The following is an 18,419-nucleotide window of genomic DNA, read 5'->3' as shown; positions in this document are numbered from 1 at the left end:
ATTTCATTCTGGCTCAGCTATCTGGGTCAACTATTTGAGATGGTGTTGCTTTGCGATGGCGCCATTTTTCATGCAATCGGTCAAAAAACAGATACACAACCGGTGTGGTATATAGAGTGAGAAGTTGGCTTACCACCAGGCCACCAACAATCGTGATCCCTAGCGGGAAACGTAATTCTGCACCATCCCCATTGCTTAGCACTAAAGGTAAAGCACCAAACAGGGCGGAAAGCGTCGTCATCATGATCGGACGGAATCGCAATAAACTAGCCTGAAAAATCGCTTCCTTGGCACTGAGTTTGTTTCGTTGAGCTTCAAGGGCAAAATCCACCATGATAATGGCATTTTTCTTGACTATACCAACCAACAGCATAATCCCAATCATGGCGATTAGGCTAAATGGTGTATTGAACAGTTCCAGAGCCAGTAAAGCACCGATGCCAGCAGAAGGCAGGGTAGAAAGGATTGTCAGAGGGTGAATATAACTCTCATAGAGTACACCGAGCACCAGATAAACAGTGACTATAGCAGCCAGGATCACCATTAGTTGGGAATTCTCACTCTCTTGAAAATCCTGTGCTATGCCGGCAAAAGAGCTACGCACTGCTGAAGGAACACCCAGCTCAGTTATTGTCCTTTCTATTGCACTGATTGCATCGGATAGCGTATAGCCTGGTGCCACATCAAAAGCAATGGTAGAAGAAGCTGAAAGTTCCTGATGATAAACGTCCAATGGTGCATTGGCAGGGCGCCATTGGGCAAAGTAGGAGAGTGGAATACGTTCTCCTTGACTATTAATGACAAACATTTTCTCCAATGCACTGGGATCTTGGTTATATTGCGGTGCAACTTCCATGACCACTTTATATTGATTCAAAGGGGCATAAATCGTGGAAACTTGTCTCTGCCCAAAAGCGTTGTTGAGCAAATTATTTGCCTCGGCAACATTGATGCCTAAACGGGCCATAACATCACGATCATAGGTAATTGCTATTTCAGCGCCTTTAGTTTCTTCATCGCTATCGGCGTTTACATCCACCAATTGAGGCAATTTTTCCAATGCTTTCTTGACGACAGGACTCCATTTACGTAGTTCATTAAAGTCATCTGACAGCAAATTAAACTGATATGTTGATTTACCTCCCTGTCCTCCTCCACTTCTCAGGTCTTGAACAGGCACTAAATATAGATGTGCTCCCGCTTCATTGGCCAGTTTACTTCTTAAGCGGGTAATAACTTGCTGGATACTTTCGTTACGTTCTTTCAATGGTTTTAGAGAAACAAACATAAAGCCCGTATTAATGCTATCACCACCGGTAAAACCTACGACATTATCCACGGTTGGATCACCATCGACGACCAGCATAAATCGTTTCATTTTTTCACGCATAGCCTGAAATGAAATGCTTTGATCAGCGACCACAAACCCTAACATTTTCCCAGTATCTTGTTTTGGGAAAAACGTTTTCGGAATGTTGATATAGAGCCAGATATTCAGGACGATAATGCCAACTAATGTCAACAATACCCAGCGAGTATGATTGAGTATCCATTTCAATGAACGGGCATAGCCTTGCTGAATTCTCAACAATACCTTACCGAATCCCCGTGCCTGTTTCTGGGTATTTTTAGGTGTGGATTTGAGCAAATGTGCACACATCATCGGGGTTAAGGTCAGTGAAACTAACAGAGAAATCCCAATGGCAGTTGCCAGGGTAACAGCAAAATCCCGGAATAATCTGCCGAGTAATTCATCGATCAATACAAGAGGAATAAATACCGCAATCAGTGACAAGCTCATAGCCAGCACAGTGAATCCAACTTCCCTGGTTCCTTTGAGGGCAGCTTGCATGGGTTTTAACCCCGCATTCAAATGGCGGGAAATATTTTCCAGTACCACAATGGCATCATCGACAACAAATCCGGTGGCAATAGTTAATGCCATCAACGAAAGATTGTTTAAACTGAAACCACATAGATACATGGCGGTAAAAGTACCAATCAGTGATACCGGAACGGCAATTGCTGGGATCAGCGTAGCTCGGCCAGAACGTAAAAACAGAAATACAACCAAAATAACCAAGGCAACGGCAATAGCTAATGCTCGTTTTACTTCTTGCAAAGAAGCATGAATGGTCGGTGAACGATCCTGAACAACGTTTAACTGAATATTGGCAGGCAGAGAAGCTTTCAGGGCAGGAAACTGATCACGAATACGTTGAACGGTTGAGATGATATTTGCACCGGCTTCACGACGGATAATAAGAGAAATTGCAGACTTATTTCCAGACATACCTGCGGCGCGGATATCCTCGACAGAGCTCTTAACATTTGCAACATCCTGCAACCTGACAGGTGCCCCATTATTATAATGGACAATAATCGAGCGGTAACTGTCAGGTGTTTTCAATTCATCATTGGTGTGTAGCTGCCAAATCTGGTTATCGGAATCAATCTGACCTGTCGGAAGCCGGACATTCGCATTATTGATGGCATTGCTGACATCGTTAAGAGAAACACCTTGATTGAAGAGTGCATTAGGGTTTAGTTCAACACGTATAGCGGGCAACGAACTGCCAATGACACTGACTTTGCTGACACCTTCTATCTGAGAAATTTTTTGGGCCAATCTGGTGGAAGCAAGATCATACAGTTGGCCCTCACTATAATTGTCTGAGGTGAGGGTTAAGAGCATGATTGGGGCGTCTGATAGGTTAGCTTTATGATAGCTTGGCTTGTCTGGCATACCGGAAGGCAACAAGCTTTGAGCGGCATTGATGGCGGCCTGGACATCCCGTGCTGCGCCATTGATATCCCGATTGAGATCGAATTCCAGATAAATATAAGAACTTCCCAGTGAGCTGGCAGAAGACATCATTTTTACCCCTGCTATCCTGCCTAATGCACGTTCCAAAGGGGTCGTTACGGAAGAAGCCATCGTTTCCGGTGACGCGCCAGGCATGGAAGCCTGAACTGTTATCACGGGAAAATCAACCTGTGGCAGTGGTGATACAGGCAACAGGACAAAACTGAGTGCACCACACAGAGTAATGGCTAAACTCAGCAATGTAGTGGCAACTGGCCGCTGGATAAATAGGGCGAAGAATTTCACAGCGGCTCCTGATGATTAACTGAGGGTTTATCCAGCCTTATTTGTTTATCTTTCTTATTGTTTTTATTTCGACGGTAGTGTGCTAACTGATCAAACAGCAGATAAATTACAGGAGTTGTGAACAAGGTTAGGATTTGGCTCATAATCAGACCTCCCACCATACTGACACCTAACGGACGGCGCAGTTCTGCACCAATGCCGGTGCTCAACATCAGTGGCAATGCGCCCAACAGTGCTGCCATGGTTGTCATTAATATCGGCCTGAAACGTAACAGACAGGCCTGGTAAATAGCTTCATAAGGAGTCATCCCTTTTTCCCGCTCTGCGGCCAGAGCAAAATCGATCATCATGATGGCATTTTTCTTCACAATACCAATTAAGAGAATGATCCCAATGATGGCGATAATATCTAGCTCGTACCCGCCAGCCATCAACGCCAACAATGCACCAATACCGGCGGTAGGCAAGGTTGATAAGATTGTGACAGGGTGAATAAAGCTTTCGTACAAAATACCGAGCACAATATACATGGCGACGACAGCAGCCAAAATCAGCCAGAGGGTATTACTGAGCGCGTCCTGGAACGCCAACGTTGCTCCCTGAAATTGGGTAATGATGTCTTTTGGCATTTGTATCGCTTGTTCTGCCTCTTTGACGGCATTGACAGCTTGTTCAAGGGATGAATATTTCGCTACGTTGAATGAAAAAGTGGCAGCGGGAAATTGTTGCAGGTGGTCGATAGACAAGTTCCCCAGCCGCTGTTCGACAGTGGCAATGGTTTTAAGTGGTACCATTTTTCCATCAGTACCGGTCAGATAAAGATGGTTTATCGCTTCCAGGCCTGGTGAATCCTGCGTATCTTGCTCAAGGATAACACGATATTGATTTGATTGAGTATAAATAGTCGAAATCAAACGTTGGCCGAACGCGTTATACAAAGCATTATCTACAGCGGCCATAGAGATCCCAAAGCGACTGGCCATATCCCTATTCACATCAAGGTAAGCTACTAGCCCCTGATTTTGCCAATTGTTACCGATATCCATTAATTCTGGTCGTTGTTTCAGCGCATATTGCAGTTTGGGAACCCAGATAGCGAGTTCATCAAGCGAAGTCGCTTGCAACGTAAATTGGTATTGCGTGCGTGATATTTGGGTATCAATAGTCAAATCCTGGGTTGGTTGCAGGTATAACTTGACGTCGGGAACTCTGGCAATTCGCGCTTGCAGGCGTGGGATCACCTCGTCAATACGGACGTCACGCTGACTGAGTGGTTTCAACGTGATTTGAAGACGCGCATTATTCAAAGTTGGATTGTTACCATCGACACCAATAAAGGTCGTGACATTGTCCACGGCAGGGTCTTTTAATAACAGAGCCGTAACTTGCCGCTGCTTATCTGCCATTGCATTGAATGAAATGGATTGTGGTGCTTCCAGTGTGCCCTGAATCAATCCGTTGTCTTGTAAGGGAAAGAATCCCTTGGGGATCATGATATAGAGTAGGGCGGTCAGAGCCAATGTACCGAATGCGACACTAAGGGTCATCCAGGGGTGATTCAGCACCCGTTTCAGGAAGACAGCATACACGGCAATCATGCGCTCAAAGAAGCGTTCGCACGCCTGTTCGAAGCGATTGTGTTTAATATTAGCTTCGGGTTTCAGCATCCTTGCACACATCATCGGCGTTAGCGTCAATGAGACAACGGCAGAAATTAAAATAGCGACAGCAAGGGTAATGGCGAATTCCCTGAACAGCCGCCCAACGATATCCCCCATAAACAGCAGAGGGATCAAGACGGCGATTAATGAGAAAGTCAGGGAAATAATCGTAAAGCCAATTTCTCCCGCTCCTTTTAGCGTGGCCGCCAGCGGTTTTTCTCCCCGTTCAATGTAACGGGAAATATTTTCTATCACCACAATAGCATCATCCACCACGAAGCCAGTTGCGATGGTTAATGCCATTAAGGTGAGGTTATTGACGGAAAAGCCGCAAAAATACATCACAGCAAATGTACCCACTAACGAAAGCGGTACGGCAATAGCTGGGATCAGGGTTGCCGTGACATTGCGCAGAAACAGATAGATCACCATAACAACCAGTGCAATAGCCAGCAACAGTTCAAACTGAACATCCTTGACTGAATGGCGGATTGAAACCGTACGATCTGTCAGCATTTCCACATTGACAGATTTAGGCAGGCTGTTGATCAATTCAGGCAACATTATGCGGATATTATCCGTAGTTTCAATAACATTGGCTCCAGGCTGGCGCTGAACATTGATGACGATGGCAGGTTTTTCATTTGCCCATGCGCCCAATTTACTATTTTCCGCTCCCTGTTCAATGGTGGCGATATCACGCAAGCGAATCGGAGCATTATTTTTATAAGCCACGATTAAATTGCGATAATCATCGATAGATTTCATCTGATCGTTGGAGGATATGGTGATGGAACGTGTTGGACCATCAAAACTGCCTTTTGCCGAATTGACATTAGCTTTCATGATGGCAGAACGGATCACGTCGCTATCTAATCCTTGTGCAGCCAAAGCCTGTGCGTTCAATTTCACACGCACAGCGGGGCGTTGCCCACCAGCCAAAGTCACCAGACCGACACCACTGACTTGGGAAATACGCTGGGATATGCGCGTTTCTACCATATCTTGCACCTGACTCATTGGCAGGGCATCAGAGGTTACGGCCAGCGTCAATATAGGCGGATCAGCCGGATTGACTTTGCTGTAAATAGGCGGATAAGGCAGATCATCGGGCAATAGATTGCTGGCCGAATTGATCGCCGCCTGTACGTCTTGCTCTGCCACGTCTAAGGGCAGTGAGAGCTGGAATACCAACGTGATAACCGAAGCCCCACCAGAACTTCTGGATGACATTTGTTTTAAGCCGGATATTTGACCAAACTGGCGTTCCAGCGGTGCAGTTACAGCGGATGTCATCACATCTGGATTGGCACCAGGATACAGTGTTACCACCTGAATAGTGGGATAATCCACTTGTGGCAATGCAGAAACTGGCAGCATCCGGTAACCCATTAGTCCGGCCAGCAAGATCGCAATCATAAACAGTGTTGTGGCAACAGGGCGCAGGATAAACAGACGGGATGGCCCTCCGCCTGTCGATGGAGAATCAGGTTGCATCAGGAATTCTCCACCTTACCGTTTGATTGACCTGGATCTTTCTTCTTTTTGTCCGCATCGAGTGCCTCAATGGTCAACGGTTTGACAATCTCAACTTTAGTGCCTTCGGTCAGGTTATCAATACCATCAGTAACGACTTGCTCGCCTGCTGACAGTCCACTATTAATGACCACCACTTGATTATCTTGCAGGCCTGCAACGATCTTGTGCTTACTGACTTTGTTCTCTTTATCCACTTTCCAGACGAAATTACCGCTATTTCCCATTTGTAATCCAGCCACAGGGATCACGACGACATCGTTTAGTGTGTTGACTTTCATCTGAATATTGACGAATTGGTTAGGGAACAGCACATTATCTTGATTATTGAATTCGGCCTTCATTTTGATCGTGCCAGTAGTAATATCAATTTGATTATCGATACTGATGAGTTTTCCTTGCGCTAATGGCTGCTGATTATTGCGATCCCACGCAATGACAGCCACATTTTTGTGATCTTTTTGCGCTTTTAACACAGCACCAATATCGTTTTCAGGCAGGGAAAACAGCACATCAATGGGATCGACTTGCGTAATGACTACGATTGGCGTTGCTCCTCCGGCAGATACATGATTGCCAATATCGATGCGTTTTAATCCGACGCGACCGGAAATCGGGGCTGTAATACGGCTATATGTCAATTGCAATTTGGCTTCGTCGATATCTGCTTGATCGGCTTGTAAGCTGGCTTCGCTCTGGCGAACCAAAGAAATTTGTTTATCCAGCTCTTGCTGAGAGATAAGTTTACTTTTCGCCAATTGCTGAAAACGGAGTAAATCCTGTTTAGTATTGGCTAATGTTGCTTGATCTTTGGCATATTGTCCCTGTGCTCTTGCCAGCTTGACTTGAAAGGAACGAGGATCGATTTCTGCCAGCAAATCCCCTTTTTGGACGTATTGACCTTCATTAAAATGCAGGGCTATTAATTGACCTTCCACCTGGCTGGTGACAGTGACGGTATTTGCCGCCAGAACCGTTCCTAATCCTCCTAAGTAATGGGGTATCGATTTGATTTCAGCCGTCGCTACTTGCACTGGTGGTTGAGTGGGATTAGGTAAACTCTGTTTTGATTCTGAATTCTGAGAGTTACCTGCTGATGAAGGTACGTTGAAGTATTTCCACGCAAAGAAAACTACCCCGACTATCACGGCTAGCACCGCAGCGAGTCGGAAAAAGTAGGAACGGCTTTTATTATTCATTTGCTCGACATTCTCTTAGTGTTATGGCAGTAACCAATCATGTGGCATCTTACGCTAAATCAGATGCAAGAATATATTATTAGTGTAACCAACAGGAATTCGTCAATAATGAAGAAAATATGGAGGTTATGTCAAAAAGATAATGTTTCTGGTAGTGATTTTCCATGGTATTTGTGATGAGGTATCCAATAGGATACAGGGAATTATGTTAAGAGGGTTTGTGAAACTGCAATATAAATTATCACTATTATTAATGATGGCGATTATAAAGACATTATTTATTATTTGTCGCCACCATATAGCAGGAACGCCTTTAATTAAAATGAGTTAAACCAAAAATAGCGTTGCCAATCCTAAAAAGATAAAGAAACCGCCGGTATCGGTAATGGCAGTAATCATTACACTGGAACCGATGGCGGGATCTCTTCCCAATTTCATCATAATAAACGGGATTAAGACTCCCATCAGCGCAGCCATCAGTAGGTTTAATATCATTGCCATTGTCATGACGCCCCCCATAGCAAGGTCACCATAGAGCAAATAAGTGATGACGCCCATGATCCCTCCCCAAATAATGCCGTTGATAAAAGCAACACCAAGTTCCCTTAATAGCAGATAAGAAAAACTCCCTGTTTGGATTTGATGCAGCGCGAGTGCGCGGACGATCATGGTAATGGTCTGGTTACCTGTATTGCCGCCAATGCCTGCCACGATGGGCATTAAGGTTGCAAGAGCAACAAGTTGGGAAATGGTATGCTCAAAGAGTCCGATAACTCGTGATGCTACAAATGCGGTGCACAAATTGATGGCAAGCCATGTCCAGCGGGTTTTAACGGCCTGACCAACCGGAGAAAAAACATCTTCTTCGCGGCTTAAGCCTCCCATGCGGCGAATATTGGTATCAGTTTCTTCACTCAAAGTATCAACAATATCTTCAACAGTCAGGCGTCCCATCAGACGGCCGTTGTTGTCTACCACGGCGGCAGAAATCAGGTCATAACGTTCAAATGCACTGGCGGCATCTTCACCTTTTTGCTCCGGTAAGAAAGTAACGGTATCCGTGTTCATGACTTCGGAAACTAATTTATCCGGTACGTTGATCAGTAAAGAGGTGAGTGGTAGCTCTCCCTGTAGACGATTTTTGCGGTCAATAACAAAGATCTTATCTGTTGTTTCAGGAATGGCGTCGCGGGAACGTAAAAAGCGCTGAACGGTGCCGAGTGTAACGTTGCTTCGTACTGTCACGAACTCGAAATCCATCATTTGACCGATACTGTCTTTGTGGTACTGCAATACTTCTCGGATACGATTGCGTTGGCCCGGCTCTAAATAGGTCAGTAAGCGTCGAGTGGTATCACGGGGAAGATGTTCTGCAATATAGGCTTGTTCATCTACGTGCAGTTTACCGATGGCACGTAACAGCTCAACGTCAGTCATGTCCTTGATCAGATTATCCCAAACGGGAATGGAGGCTTCTACCAGAACCTCACCGCGCCGGTTATTGTCGATTAAACGCCATAAAGCGAAACGTTCATCATAAGGTAAGGCTTCCAGAATGTCGGCAATATCGGCGGCATGCAGGTTGGTCAGCAGCGCACTGACTTCCTCTATTTTCTCCAATAACTGTTCATCACTGATTGCTGAATGTTCGTCAACCTGACCTAATAATGTATCGACAAATAACTTATCGTAGGTAAATAGAGAAAGCAGGCGTTGACGAATATGTGCCAGTTTTTGGGAATGCTGGTTGGCAATAGCTGGAGTATCAGGTGTAAAGGTCGATTGTGACATAGTAAACCTTTAAGGTAGGAAATAGGGCTAACAATCGGCGATTGCAATAATATCGCCATAAATTTAACAGCTATTGGGTATTATATTCTGTTTTCGAACCACTTAGGGGCGTCACCAATTGCTGCTGGGTTTGCTGATGATGCTCCAATGCTGCCATAAATGAATAAATAAAGCGTCCAAAGAAAATGAAGAAGCTGATAAACAGTACCAATTTTATAATTTGAACAGTTTTCTTTTTCTTTTTCTTTTTCATAACGCGATATCGTTAAGTCGATTCCTCTTCAATGTGTAAGTGCCAGCCAGCCACATCATCCCAGTAACTCTGCTCTTGCTCCAGATCGAGCAACACAAGGGCATTTTGTTTTAGATAATCTTTAGGTAAGCAGAGCGTCCAATGACTATGATCAGTTTCTAGCCTTAGTGTATCGGGTGTTGTGGTAGCCTGACGCTGATTATTCAACAAGGTTGCCAGTCGCAATATCTTAAGCATAGGAAGATACTGTTTTTTCTTAAACAGATAGAAACGGGGATGCTCATGTACTTTAACTGCCTTACGGTGGTAACGTACTAATGTTGCCAACAACGATTGCTGTTCTTGGGTAAACCCCGGCAGATCGGTATTTTGCAGGATGTAAGCTGAATGCCGCTGCAATCCACTCAGATTGATGCTTAAACCGACTTCATGCAGCATGGCTGCCCACAGTAGAATGGATTCCAGTTGTGGATGTACTCGCTTGGGATTTTGCTCAGCCCATTGGTCATAAAGGTTTTTGGCGGTACTCCAGACGCGGGCTGCTTGTTCCCGATCGATGTTGTAGTGTTCGGCAAGGCTCTTGGCCGTGCGTTGGCGAATATCCTGATGGCGGAAACGATCTTCCATTTCATACAGTACACCTTCCCGCAATGCGCCATGAGATAAGCGTAATTCCTGAATATGCAAAGCATCAAAAATACCGCATAAGATTGATAACCCAGGAACAAAAGTTTGTTTACGGTCATTAGATAATCCAGGCAATTCCAGCGCATTGAAATTTTTGTATTTCAGGACACGTTTCACCAGCATGTTTAAGCGCTCTGGCGTAATCAGGCCATCTTTCTCACCCAGTTCGACCAACAGTTCGTGTATTGCCTTGATCGTTCCCGACGCACCTAAAGCAAAATCCCAGCCTTTTGTCCGAAATTGCCAGACGAGATTTTCTAATTTTTGTGCCGCCTGGAGTCGTGCCCTACGAAAATTATGCTCATTAATGATACCGTCAGGAAAGAACTGGCGAGAAAAACTGACACAGCCCATACGGCGGCTTTCAATCAATAGAGGTTCGAAATCTTCACCAATGACCAATTCCGTCGAGCCGCCGCCAATATCAATCACCAGTTTCCGGCCTTTTTCCGGTTGTGTATGCTCAACTCCCATGAAAATCAGGCGAGCTTCTTCATGACCAGAAATAATTTCAATGGGATAGGGGATGACTTCTTTTGCCTGTTGCAGAAATTCTTGTACGTTGGTTGCTTCGCGTAAACTATGCGTTCCCACCAAACAGACATTATCTGCGGAAAAACCTTGCAATCGTTCAGCAAACAGAGCAAGGCATTTCAGGCCGCGGTTTATGGCTTCTTCGCTTAACTCATTTTTACTGTTTAAACCATCAGCAAGATAAACCCGTTTCTTTAAACGCCCAATAACCTGTAATGCACCGTTTACGATACGGGCGATAACCATGTGAAAGCTATTGGAACCCAAATCAATAGTAGCAATTTCTTGCGGTTTGGGCATTGGGGTATCGTGTTTCAATGGCATAGATCAGGCTCTTGGTTCTGGTTGTTCGAGGTTTTTCAAATAATCATAAACAGCAATCTGCGCGCGGATTTTACGCTTATTTCCTCGCGGAACATAGCGATTACCCAGTTCCTTATCAATATATCGTGCTTTGACGGTATCATTGAATTGCAGTTCAAGGATATCCATAACTTGTTGTTTTAACCTGGGGTCGAGCAGACAAACTGCTACCTCAATGCGGTAGTCAATGTTACGGGTCATCCAATCGGCCGAAGAAAGAAATATTTTTTCATTGCCTTTGTTGGTGAAAACATAAACGCGATCGTGTTCCAGAAAACGATCCACAATACTGGTGACTTGAATATTTTCACTAAATCCAGATTGATTGGGAATCAAAGAGCACATTCCTCGCACCAGAATGCGGATCTTGACGCCCGCTTCAGAGGCATCATACAGGCGATCCACCAATTCCCTGTCTACGAGGTTATTGATTTTCAGAGTGATGCCAGCCAATTCGCCGGCTTGTGCATTTTCGATTTCCTGAGTAATCAGTTGATTGAGCATAGCCCGCGAATTTTGGGGCGATACCATTAAATTATCAAATGTAACAGGCCGATAAGGGTTTTCAATAAAGTTAAACACTCGGCGAACTTCATTGGTGACTTCAGGTTTGGCGGTCAGCAGAGAATAATCGGTATAGAGTCGCGCCGTTTTTTCGTTGAAATTTCCTGTACCAATATGGGCATAACGGATAATTTCTTCCCCTTCCAGGCGCGAGATAATGAAAAGTTTTGCATGAATTTTCAGGCCAGGAGCGGAGAAGATAACATGTACGCCTGCTTCAGTGAGGCGTTTTGCCCAATGAATATTGGCTTCTTCGTCAAAACGTGCCTGTAATTCCACTACGACAGTGACTTTCTTGCCGTTGTATGCGGCGTGGATCATGGAGTCAATAATGCGTGAGTCTTTTGCGACGCGGTAGATATTAATCTTAATCGAGAGCACACTGGGATCGAAAGAAGCCTGACGGAGCAATTCCAGTACATGTTCGAATGTATGATAAGGGTAATAAAGCAGAACGTCTCTTTCACGGATCGCGTCGAATCCGTTGCGGAAATGGTCGAACCAGGTATGGCGCAGTCGCGGCATCGGTTTATTCTGGAGATTCCGATTTCCTTCATTGGGGAATTTGATGAAATCTTTAAAATTATGATAACGGCCACCGGCAATCACTGAGTCATCATTGGATAGCCCCAGCTTGCTTCGTAGTAGTTCCACCATTTCGTCAGGCATATCACGCTGATAGACAAACCGTACAGGCTCTGCTGTTAGTCTTTGTTTCAGCGTGGAAGACATCAGTTCCAGCAGGCTGGATTCCATCTCTGTTGCCAGATCATATTCGGAATCACGGGTCATTTTCATCGAATAGACGTTCAAAGTGTCGTAATCGAAAAATCCTTTGAAAATTTCATCCAGCGTATAACGCAGAATATTATCAAGCAATATCATTGATTTGCGTTTTTTTGGCATCTCTGGAGGCAGGTTAACGAAACGCGGGACTTTATCTGATGGAATTTCCAGCAAAGCATATTGCGTTTTTTGCCCATGGATAATTTCAACGGCCAAATAGGTGTAATCATCTTTGAGAAACTCAACTAAATTAGTTTCTGGGTTGATGACAATTGGTGTGATATGTGGTCGCAAATGCTGGCGAAAATATTGCCGCAGCCAGATTTGTTGATTCGGGGATATCTGCCGTTCATTGATCAAAAAAATCTGATTACGTGCCATTTCCAGCAGCAGATCGTTATAGAGGGCATCGAATTCTTGATCGATCTTGGCAACCTTAGTCTGAATCTTTTTCAATAATTGGCGGGCAGTAGTGGCTGAACCTTGTTCTTCACTGATAAGAATACGCCGCTTTACATCGGCAAAGCGCACTTTATAAAACTCATCTAAATTATTGGAGTAGATCCCTAAAAACCTCATTCTTTCAATCAGCGGGTTACTTTTGTCAGCCGCTTCCTGAAGTACACGTTCGTTGAAAGAGAGCCAACTAAGTTCTTTCTCGGTATAAAGACGATCGTGGGACATTACTACTCCTTACTACACCACAGGGGGCATTTAGTTTAATGGTTGGCGTTTAACGAGTCGATGTACTGGTTTGGGTTTCACGGGTTTTATTGGCAAAATAGTGGTGCTGGAAAGTACACATCCTGATAGCGGTATGATAAGAGCCGTTTACAAAAAACTCATCGATTAATTCACCTTCAGTATAGAATCCCAATTTATTGTATATATGAATTGCTTTTGTATTCTCTTTATCAACAATCAGGTACAGTTTGTAAAGATTTAAGACAGCAAAAGCGTATTCCATCGCAAGTTTGACGGCTACCGCTGCGTAACCTTGTCCTTGATAAGCCGGGGCGATGATAATCTGGAATTCTGCACGACGGTGGACATAATCAATCTCAACCAGTTCCACCAAACCAACTTTGGAATTCAGGCTTTCGATAATAAAACGGCGCTCACTTTGGTCATGAATATGCTTATCATAGAGGTCGCATAATTCAACAAAGGCTTCATAAGGCTCTTCAAACCAGTAGCGCATAACACTGGCGTTATTATCGAGTTGATGAACAAAAGGAAGATCTTCCCGCTCAAGAGGACGTAAATTTACCGATGGATTTTCCGAACCACTGGACATTGGATACCTCAGTGTTTTGTAGTGAAATCTATAGGGTATAAATATATTTGATATTGAATAATGTTCGAATAAATAATAATTGCCAGATAAATTAATCTAAAATAGCAACTTACAGCAAAGTGTTACTGGAATATAGCAGCTAAAAAAGATTATAACAAAATCTGCTAACACAGAGCCGTAAGTTGCAGTCAGTTGGTTAAATTATTCTGCTGCATAACCTTGTGGCGGCAGAACCTTGCCATCCATAATTGCGTTATTGCCTTCCATCAGCAAACGTTGATCTAAAAACCAGCCGATAACCAGAGGATAAATATTGTGTTCTTGGGTTTGTACACGCCCGATAACTTCTTCTTCTTTATCTCCCACAAAAATCGGTACCTTAGCCTGTAAAATAATCGGGCCACCATCTAATTCTTCAGTCACAAAATGGACGGAAGTGCCATGTTCTTTATCACCATTTTCAATCGCTTTCCGATGGGTATGCAGGCCGGGATATTTAGGCAAGAGGGAAGGGTGAATATTGAGCAGACGTCCATAATAGTGCTGGACAAATCCGGGCGATAAGATCCTCATGTAACCCGCTAAAACCACTAAATCGGGATTGTATTGGTCTATGGCTGTGAGAAGGGCGATATCATAACTTGTACGATCCGCATAAGCTTTCGGGTTGATAAAGTGTGCTGGGATATCTGCTTGTTCAGCACGTTGCAGGCCATAGGCATCGGCATTATTACTGAAAACAGCAGCAACATATCCATTAATTCGGTTTTGTTGGCAGGCATCTATGATGGATTGAAGATTGCTGCCATTGCCGGAGACTAAAACGACAATTTTTCTCATAGTGGGTTTTCACTGAAGAAATTCATTGATTAATATGCTCTTCATTTTTCAAGTTACAGCTTTATTGGCTGTAACTTGAAATCAATCAAACAAAATATTTATTTTGTAATAACGACAGGTTGCTCATCGGCATTAAGTTCGGCAATTGTACCGATTTGCCATGCATTTTCGCCTGATGCGGCCAAGTACGAAATTGCCTGTTCTACCTGAGATTGAGGAAGTGCGATTATCATACCGACTCCGCAGTTAAATGTGCGGTACATTTCATGCTCGCTGACATTACCGGCTCGTTGTAACCAGGTAAAAATTGCCGGCCATTGCCAACTGTCAGCTTTGATTCTGGCTTGCATATTTTCTGGCAGAACACGCGGAATATTTTCCCAGAAGCCGCCACCAGTCAGATGTGCAATTGCATGAACATCAACTTTTTCAATCAGCTCCAGAATGGATTTGACGTAAATTTGGGTTGGGGCAAGTAAGTGATCGGCGAGTGGTTTCCCTTCAAGCTCGGTAGTCTCTGGATCAGCCTGACTCACCTCAAGGATTTTACGGATCAAAGAATAACCATTGGAATGTGGTCCGCTGGATGCAAGTGCAATCAGGGCATCACCGCTCTGAACCTGACTGCCGTCAATAATTTCCGATTTTTCAACAACACCAACGCAAAAACCTGCGACATCATAATCTTCACCGTGATACATGCCGGGCATTTCTGCCGTTTCACCACCAACCAATGCACAGCCTGCTTGTTTGCAGCCTTCTGCTATGCCCGTGATGACACTGGCGGCTGTGTCAACATCCAGTTTGCCGGTAGCATAGTAATCAAGGAAGAAAAGAGGTTCGGCACCTTGTACAACCAGATCATTGACACACATAGCGACCAAATCAATTCCGATAGTGTCATGGCGCTTCAAATCCATGGCCAGACGCAGTTTGGTTCCAACGCCATCTGTACCGGAAACCAACACCGGTTCGCGATATTTCTGTGGCAGGGCACATAATGCACCGAAACCACCTAATCCTCCCATCACTTCGGGGCGACGGGTCTGTTTTACGACACCTTTGATACGATTGACTAAGGCATTACCGGCATCAATATCGACACCAGCATCTTTATAGCTAAGAGAGGTTTTGTTGGTCACTGCGTAGCTCCCAGGCGGTTGCATTTTTATGAATAAAACAGAACGGTGACAATTCTAACAGCCTAAGCAAACGTTTGCGATAGCTTTGTATTGGTTTCCTGTTAGCTCGGGATCGAAGAAAATAATTCATCAGTAATAAAAATTAACAGATTGGTAGTGGTTTGATACGGAAAAGGAGTTATAATCCCGCGATTTTTTTATCTGCCGGCTATTAGGAGAAACCCATGAAAATCGTCGAGGTTAAACACCCGCTAGTTAAACATAAACTTGGCCTGATGCGAGCTCATGATATAAGCACTAAACGCTTCCGTGAACTGGCTTCAGAGGTGGGAAGTCTTCTGACATATGAGGCAACTGCTGATTTGGAAGTCGAGAAAGTGACCATTGACGGATGGTGTGGCCCGGTAGAGATAGATCAGATTAAAGGGAAAAAAATTACGGTAGTACCTATTCTGCGTGCGGGTTTGGGCATGATGGATGGTGTACTGGAAAATATCCCTAGTGCACGAATCAGTGTTGTTGGTGTATATCGTGATGAAGCAACACTTGAGCCAGTGCCTTATTTTCAGAAATTAGTCTCCGATATTAATGAACGCATGGCATTGGTTGTCGATCCAATGTTGGCAACCGGTGGCTCTATGATCGCTACCATTGATTTGTTGAAAAAAGCGAGATGCCCTGTCATTAAGGTATTAGTTTTGGTTGCCGCGCCGGAAGGGATTGCCGCACTGGAGAAAGCTCATCCTGATGTTGAACTGTATACCGCGTCGATTGATAAATATCTCAATGAGCATGGATACATCGTCCCTGGTTTAGGGGATGCAGGTGATAAAATATTTGGCACTAAATAACATTGATAACCGGCTGGAAAGCCGGTTTTTTTTGGTTTCTAGCAAGATGATATGAGAGGATATCAATAATGACTCGTCGAACTATTGGAGTAGAAGAAAGACCCCCTTTGGCACAGACTATTCCTTTAAGTTTGCAACATTTATTTGCCATGTTTGGTGCAACCGTTTTGGTTCCTATTTTATTTAAAGTGAATCCGGCGACAATTTTGTTGTTCAATGGCATTGGTACATTGTTGTATTTGGTGATTTGCAAAGGAAGAATTCCGGCTTACTTAGGCTCCAGCTTTGCTTTTATTTCGCCTGTATTGTTGTTACTGCCTTTGGGATATGAATTGGCATTAGGTGGATTTATTGTCTGCGGTTTGTTGTTTTGTCTGGTTGCCCTGCTGGTAAAAGTTGCAGGAAAGGGATGGATTAATGTGATGTTTCCTCCGGCAGCGATGGGAGCGATTGTTGCCGTGATTGGCCTGGAGTTGGCCGGTGTTGCTGCTGATATGGCAGGTTTGCGTCCAGTGGCAGGCACTGAAATTAATATGACCAACCTGACCATATCTATGGTTACGCTGGGCGTGACTATCCTGGGATCGGTAATATTCCGTGGTTTTATGGCGATTATTCCGATTCTGATTGGTGTTTTGGTCGGGTATGTGCTGTCATTTTTTATGGGTGTTGTAGATTTAACTCCAGTACGTGAAGCGCCGTGGTTTGCATTGCCGACGTTCTATACACCGCGTTTTGAATGGTTTGCCATTATGACAATTTTACCTGCGGCACTGGTGGTTATTGCAGAACACGTTGGGCACTTAGTGGTAACGGCAAATATCGTGCAGAAAGATTTATTGAAAAATCCAGGTTTGCACCGTTCAATGTTTGCTAATGGTTTTTCAACGATAATTTCGGGTTTTTTTGGCTCAACACCTAACACGACTTATGGTGAAAATATTGGTGTTATGGCACTTACCCGTGTATACAGCACATGGGTGATTGGTGGTGCTGCGGTGATGGCAATATTACTTTCCTGCATTGGTAAATTGGCGGCGGCGATCCAAATGATCCCAATCCCAGTGATGGGGGGTGTTTCCCTGTTACTGTATGGTGTGATTGGTGCATCAGGTATTCGAGTTCTGATTGATTCGAAAGTTGATTACAGTAAGGCACAGAACTTAATCCTGACTTCCATTATTTTGATTATTGGTGTCAGCGGAGCAAAAATTCAGATCGGTTCGGCAGAATTGAAGGGGATGGCGCTTGCAACTGTTGTGGGGATTGGTTTAAGCCTGTTTTTTAAACTGATAAGCTTCATCCGGCCAGAAGAGCCATATATTAACTCCTCTGTGGAATCAATCAGAAATGATAAGAAGAGTGAAGTGGTAGAATAAAAAACATTAAGAAAATTCTTGGAAAGGGTTTTTAAAAAGCCCTTTCTATTTTAAAAAATTATTTCCTCTATCATTTTACTTTGTCATTTATAGCGATAAATTTTTCCTTTACCAATAATATCTGCTGTCAATCGCTATTGAAAATAACTTAAGAGAGATAAGTTAAAATCTTTGGCAATACAATATATTTTTACTCTTGGTTTTTATTTTTACTATCGTCAATATTGACTATTGAGATTATCAAATATAAGAATTTTTATTCTAGGGCAGATTATTTCTAGCTTGCGCAAGAAATAGGAGGAGTTTTGTTGCTGGTCGTAATCTATCCATTTTATGAGGAGATATGCTTTGATGATAATCTCCTGCTTTAAACCAAGCATTCGTTTCATTTATAGAGACTTTTTGTGGTAGACTTAGCACTGTT

12 protein-coding genes are annotated in these 18,419 nt (G+C 43.9%); 2 read left to right on the top strand and 10 right to left on the bottom strand.

The genetic code is table 11. From position 1 onward, the window contains the following. Positions 1–13: 13 nt before the first annotated feature. From mdtC to purM, 10 genes are all read right to left on the bottom strand, one after another. Complete coding sequence (mdtC, locus tag ACE1SE_RS10975) at positions 14–3,112, bottom strand: multidrug efflux RND transporter permease subunit MdtC (protein ID WP_374050929.1); 3,099 nt, start codon at positions 3,110–3,112, stop codon at positions 14–16. Further along, positions 3,109–6,270: an MdtB/MuxB family multidrug efflux RND transporter permease subunit gene (locus ACE1SE_RS10970; protein WP_374050928.1), complete on the bottom strand. Its 3,162-nt coding sequence runs from the start codon at positions 6,268–6,270 to the stop codon at positions 3,109–3,111. Before ACE1SE_RS10970 ends, mdtC begins: the two co-directional genes overlap by 4 nt. Further along, a complete protein-coding gene (locus ACE1SE_RS10965; protein WP_374050927.1) occupies positions 6,270–7,508 on the bottom strand; it encodes an MdtA/MuxA family multidrug efflux RND transporter periplasmic adaptor subunit in 1,239 nt (412 codons plus the stop codon). Before ACE1SE_RS10965 ends, ACE1SE_RS10970 begins: the two co-directional genes overlap by 1 nt. A gap of 327 nt (positions 7,509–7,835) precedes the next feature. Beyond that, positions 7,836–9,299: a magnesium transporter gene (gene mgtE / locus ACE1SE_RS10960; protein WP_374050926.1), complete on the bottom strand. Its 1,464-nt coding sequence runs from the start codon at positions 9,297–9,299 to the stop codon at positions 7,836–7,838. Positions 9,300–9,369: 70 nt separating this feature from the next. Further along, on the bottom strand, positions 9,370–9,552 hold the full coding sequence (locus tag ACE1SE_RS10955; protein WP_374050925.1) for a YfgG family protein: 183 nt from the start codon (positions 9,550–9,552) through the stop codon (positions 9,370–9,372). Between the two features lie 12 nt (positions 9,553–9,564). Beyond that, a complete protein-coding gene (gene ppx / locus ACE1SE_RS10950; RefSeq protein ID WP_374050924.1) occupies positions 9,565–11,097 on the bottom strand; it encodes an exopolyphosphatase in 1,533 nt (510 codons plus the stop codon). A 3-nt stretch (positions 11,098–11,100) separates the two neighbouring features. Next, the gene (gene ppk1 / locus ACE1SE_RS10945) at positions 11,101–13,170 is read right to left on the bottom strand and encodes a polyphosphate kinase 1 (protein WP_374050923.1); all 2,070 of its coding nucleotides are present in this window, start codon (positions 13,168–13,170) and stop codon (positions 11,101–11,103) included. 49 nt (positions 13,171–13,219) lie between these two features. Next, positions 13,220–13,783: a spermidine N1-acetyltransferase gene (gene speG, locus ACE1SE_RS10940; protein WP_374050922.1), complete on the bottom strand. Its 564-nt coding sequence runs from the start codon at positions 13,781–13,783 to the stop codon at positions 13,220–13,222. Between the two features lie 201 nt (positions 13,784–13,984). Next, positions 13,985–14,623, bottom strand: a complete 639-nt coding sequence (gene purN / locus ACE1SE_RS10935; RefSeq protein ID WP_374050921.1) for a phosphoribosylglycinamide formyltransferase — start codon at positions 14,621–14,623, stop codon at positions 13,985–13,987. A gap of 98 nt (positions 14,624–14,721) precedes the next feature. After that, the gene (purM, locus tag ACE1SE_RS10930) at positions 14,722–15,765 is read right to left on the bottom strand and encodes a phosphoribosylformylglycinamidine cyclo-ligase (RefSeq protein ID WP_374050920.1); all 1,044 of its coding nucleotides are present in this window, start codon (positions 15,763–15,765) and stop codon (positions 14,722–14,724) included. 224 nt (positions 15,766–15,989) lie between these two features. Between purM and upp the strand changes: the two genes are divergently transcribed. Continuing rightward, positions 15,990–16,616: a uracil phosphoribosyltransferase gene (upp, locus tag ACE1SE_RS10925; RefSeq protein ID WP_374050919.1), complete on the top strand. Its 627-nt coding sequence runs from the start codon at positions 15,990–15,992 to the stop codon at positions 16,614–16,616. Positions 16,617–16,684: 68 nt separating this feature from the next. Continuing rightward, complete coding sequence (gene uraA, locus ACE1SE_RS10920; RefSeq protein ID WP_374050918.1) at positions 16,685–17,995, top strand: uracil permease; 1,311 nt, start codon at positions 16,685–16,687, stop codon at positions 17,993–17,995. Positions 17,996–18,419 lie beyond the last annotated feature (424 nt).

The sequence above is a fragment of the Xenorhabdus taiwanensis genome (assembly GCF_036512875.1).
GTDB lineage: Bacteria > Pseudomonadota > Gammaproteobacteria > Enterobacterales > Enterobacteriaceae > Xenorhabdus > Xenorhabdus taiwanensis.
Note: the sequence above shows the minus strand (reverse complement) of the source record. Positions and strands in the feature narration are given on the sequence as shown.

Coding starts and splice junctions, on each gene's coding strand:
- ppk1 (WP_374050923.1), bottom strand. CDS start 13,170: ATGTCCCACGATCGTCTTTATACCGAGAAAGAACTTAGTTGGCTCTCT.
- speG (WP_374050922.1), bottom strand. CDS start 13,783: ATGTCCAGTGGTTCGGAAAATCCATCGGTAAATTTACGTCCTCTTGAG.
- ppx (WP_374050924.1), bottom strand. CDS start 11,097: ATGCCATTGAAACACGATACCCCAATGCCCAAACCGCAAGAAATTGCT.
- ACE1SE_RS10965 (WP_374050927.1), bottom strand. CDS start 7,508: ATGAATAATAAAAGCCGTTCCTACTTTTTCCGACTCGCTGCGGTGCTA.
- uraA (WP_374050918.1), top strand. CDS start 16,685: ATGACTCGTCGAACTATTGGAGTAGAAGAAAGACCCCCTTTGGCACAG.
- ACE1SE_RS10955 (WP_374050925.1), bottom strand. CDS start 9,552: ATGAAAAAGAAAAAGAAAAAGAAAACTGTTCAAATTATAAAATTGGTA.
- purN (WP_374050921.1), bottom strand. CDS start 14,623: ATGAGAAAAATTGTCGTTTTAGTCTCCGGCAATGGCAGCAATCTTCAA.
- upp (WP_374050919.1), top strand. CDS start 15,990: ATGAAAATCGTCGAGGTTAAACACCCGCTAGTTAAACATAAACTTGGC.
- ACE1SE_RS10970 (WP_374050928.1), bottom strand. CDS start 6,270: ATGCAACCTGATTCTCCATCGACAGGCGGAGGGCCATCCCGTCTGTTT.
- mgtE (WP_374050926.1), bottom strand. CDS start 9,299: ATGTCACAATCGACCTTTACACCTGATACTCCAGCTATTGCCAACCAG.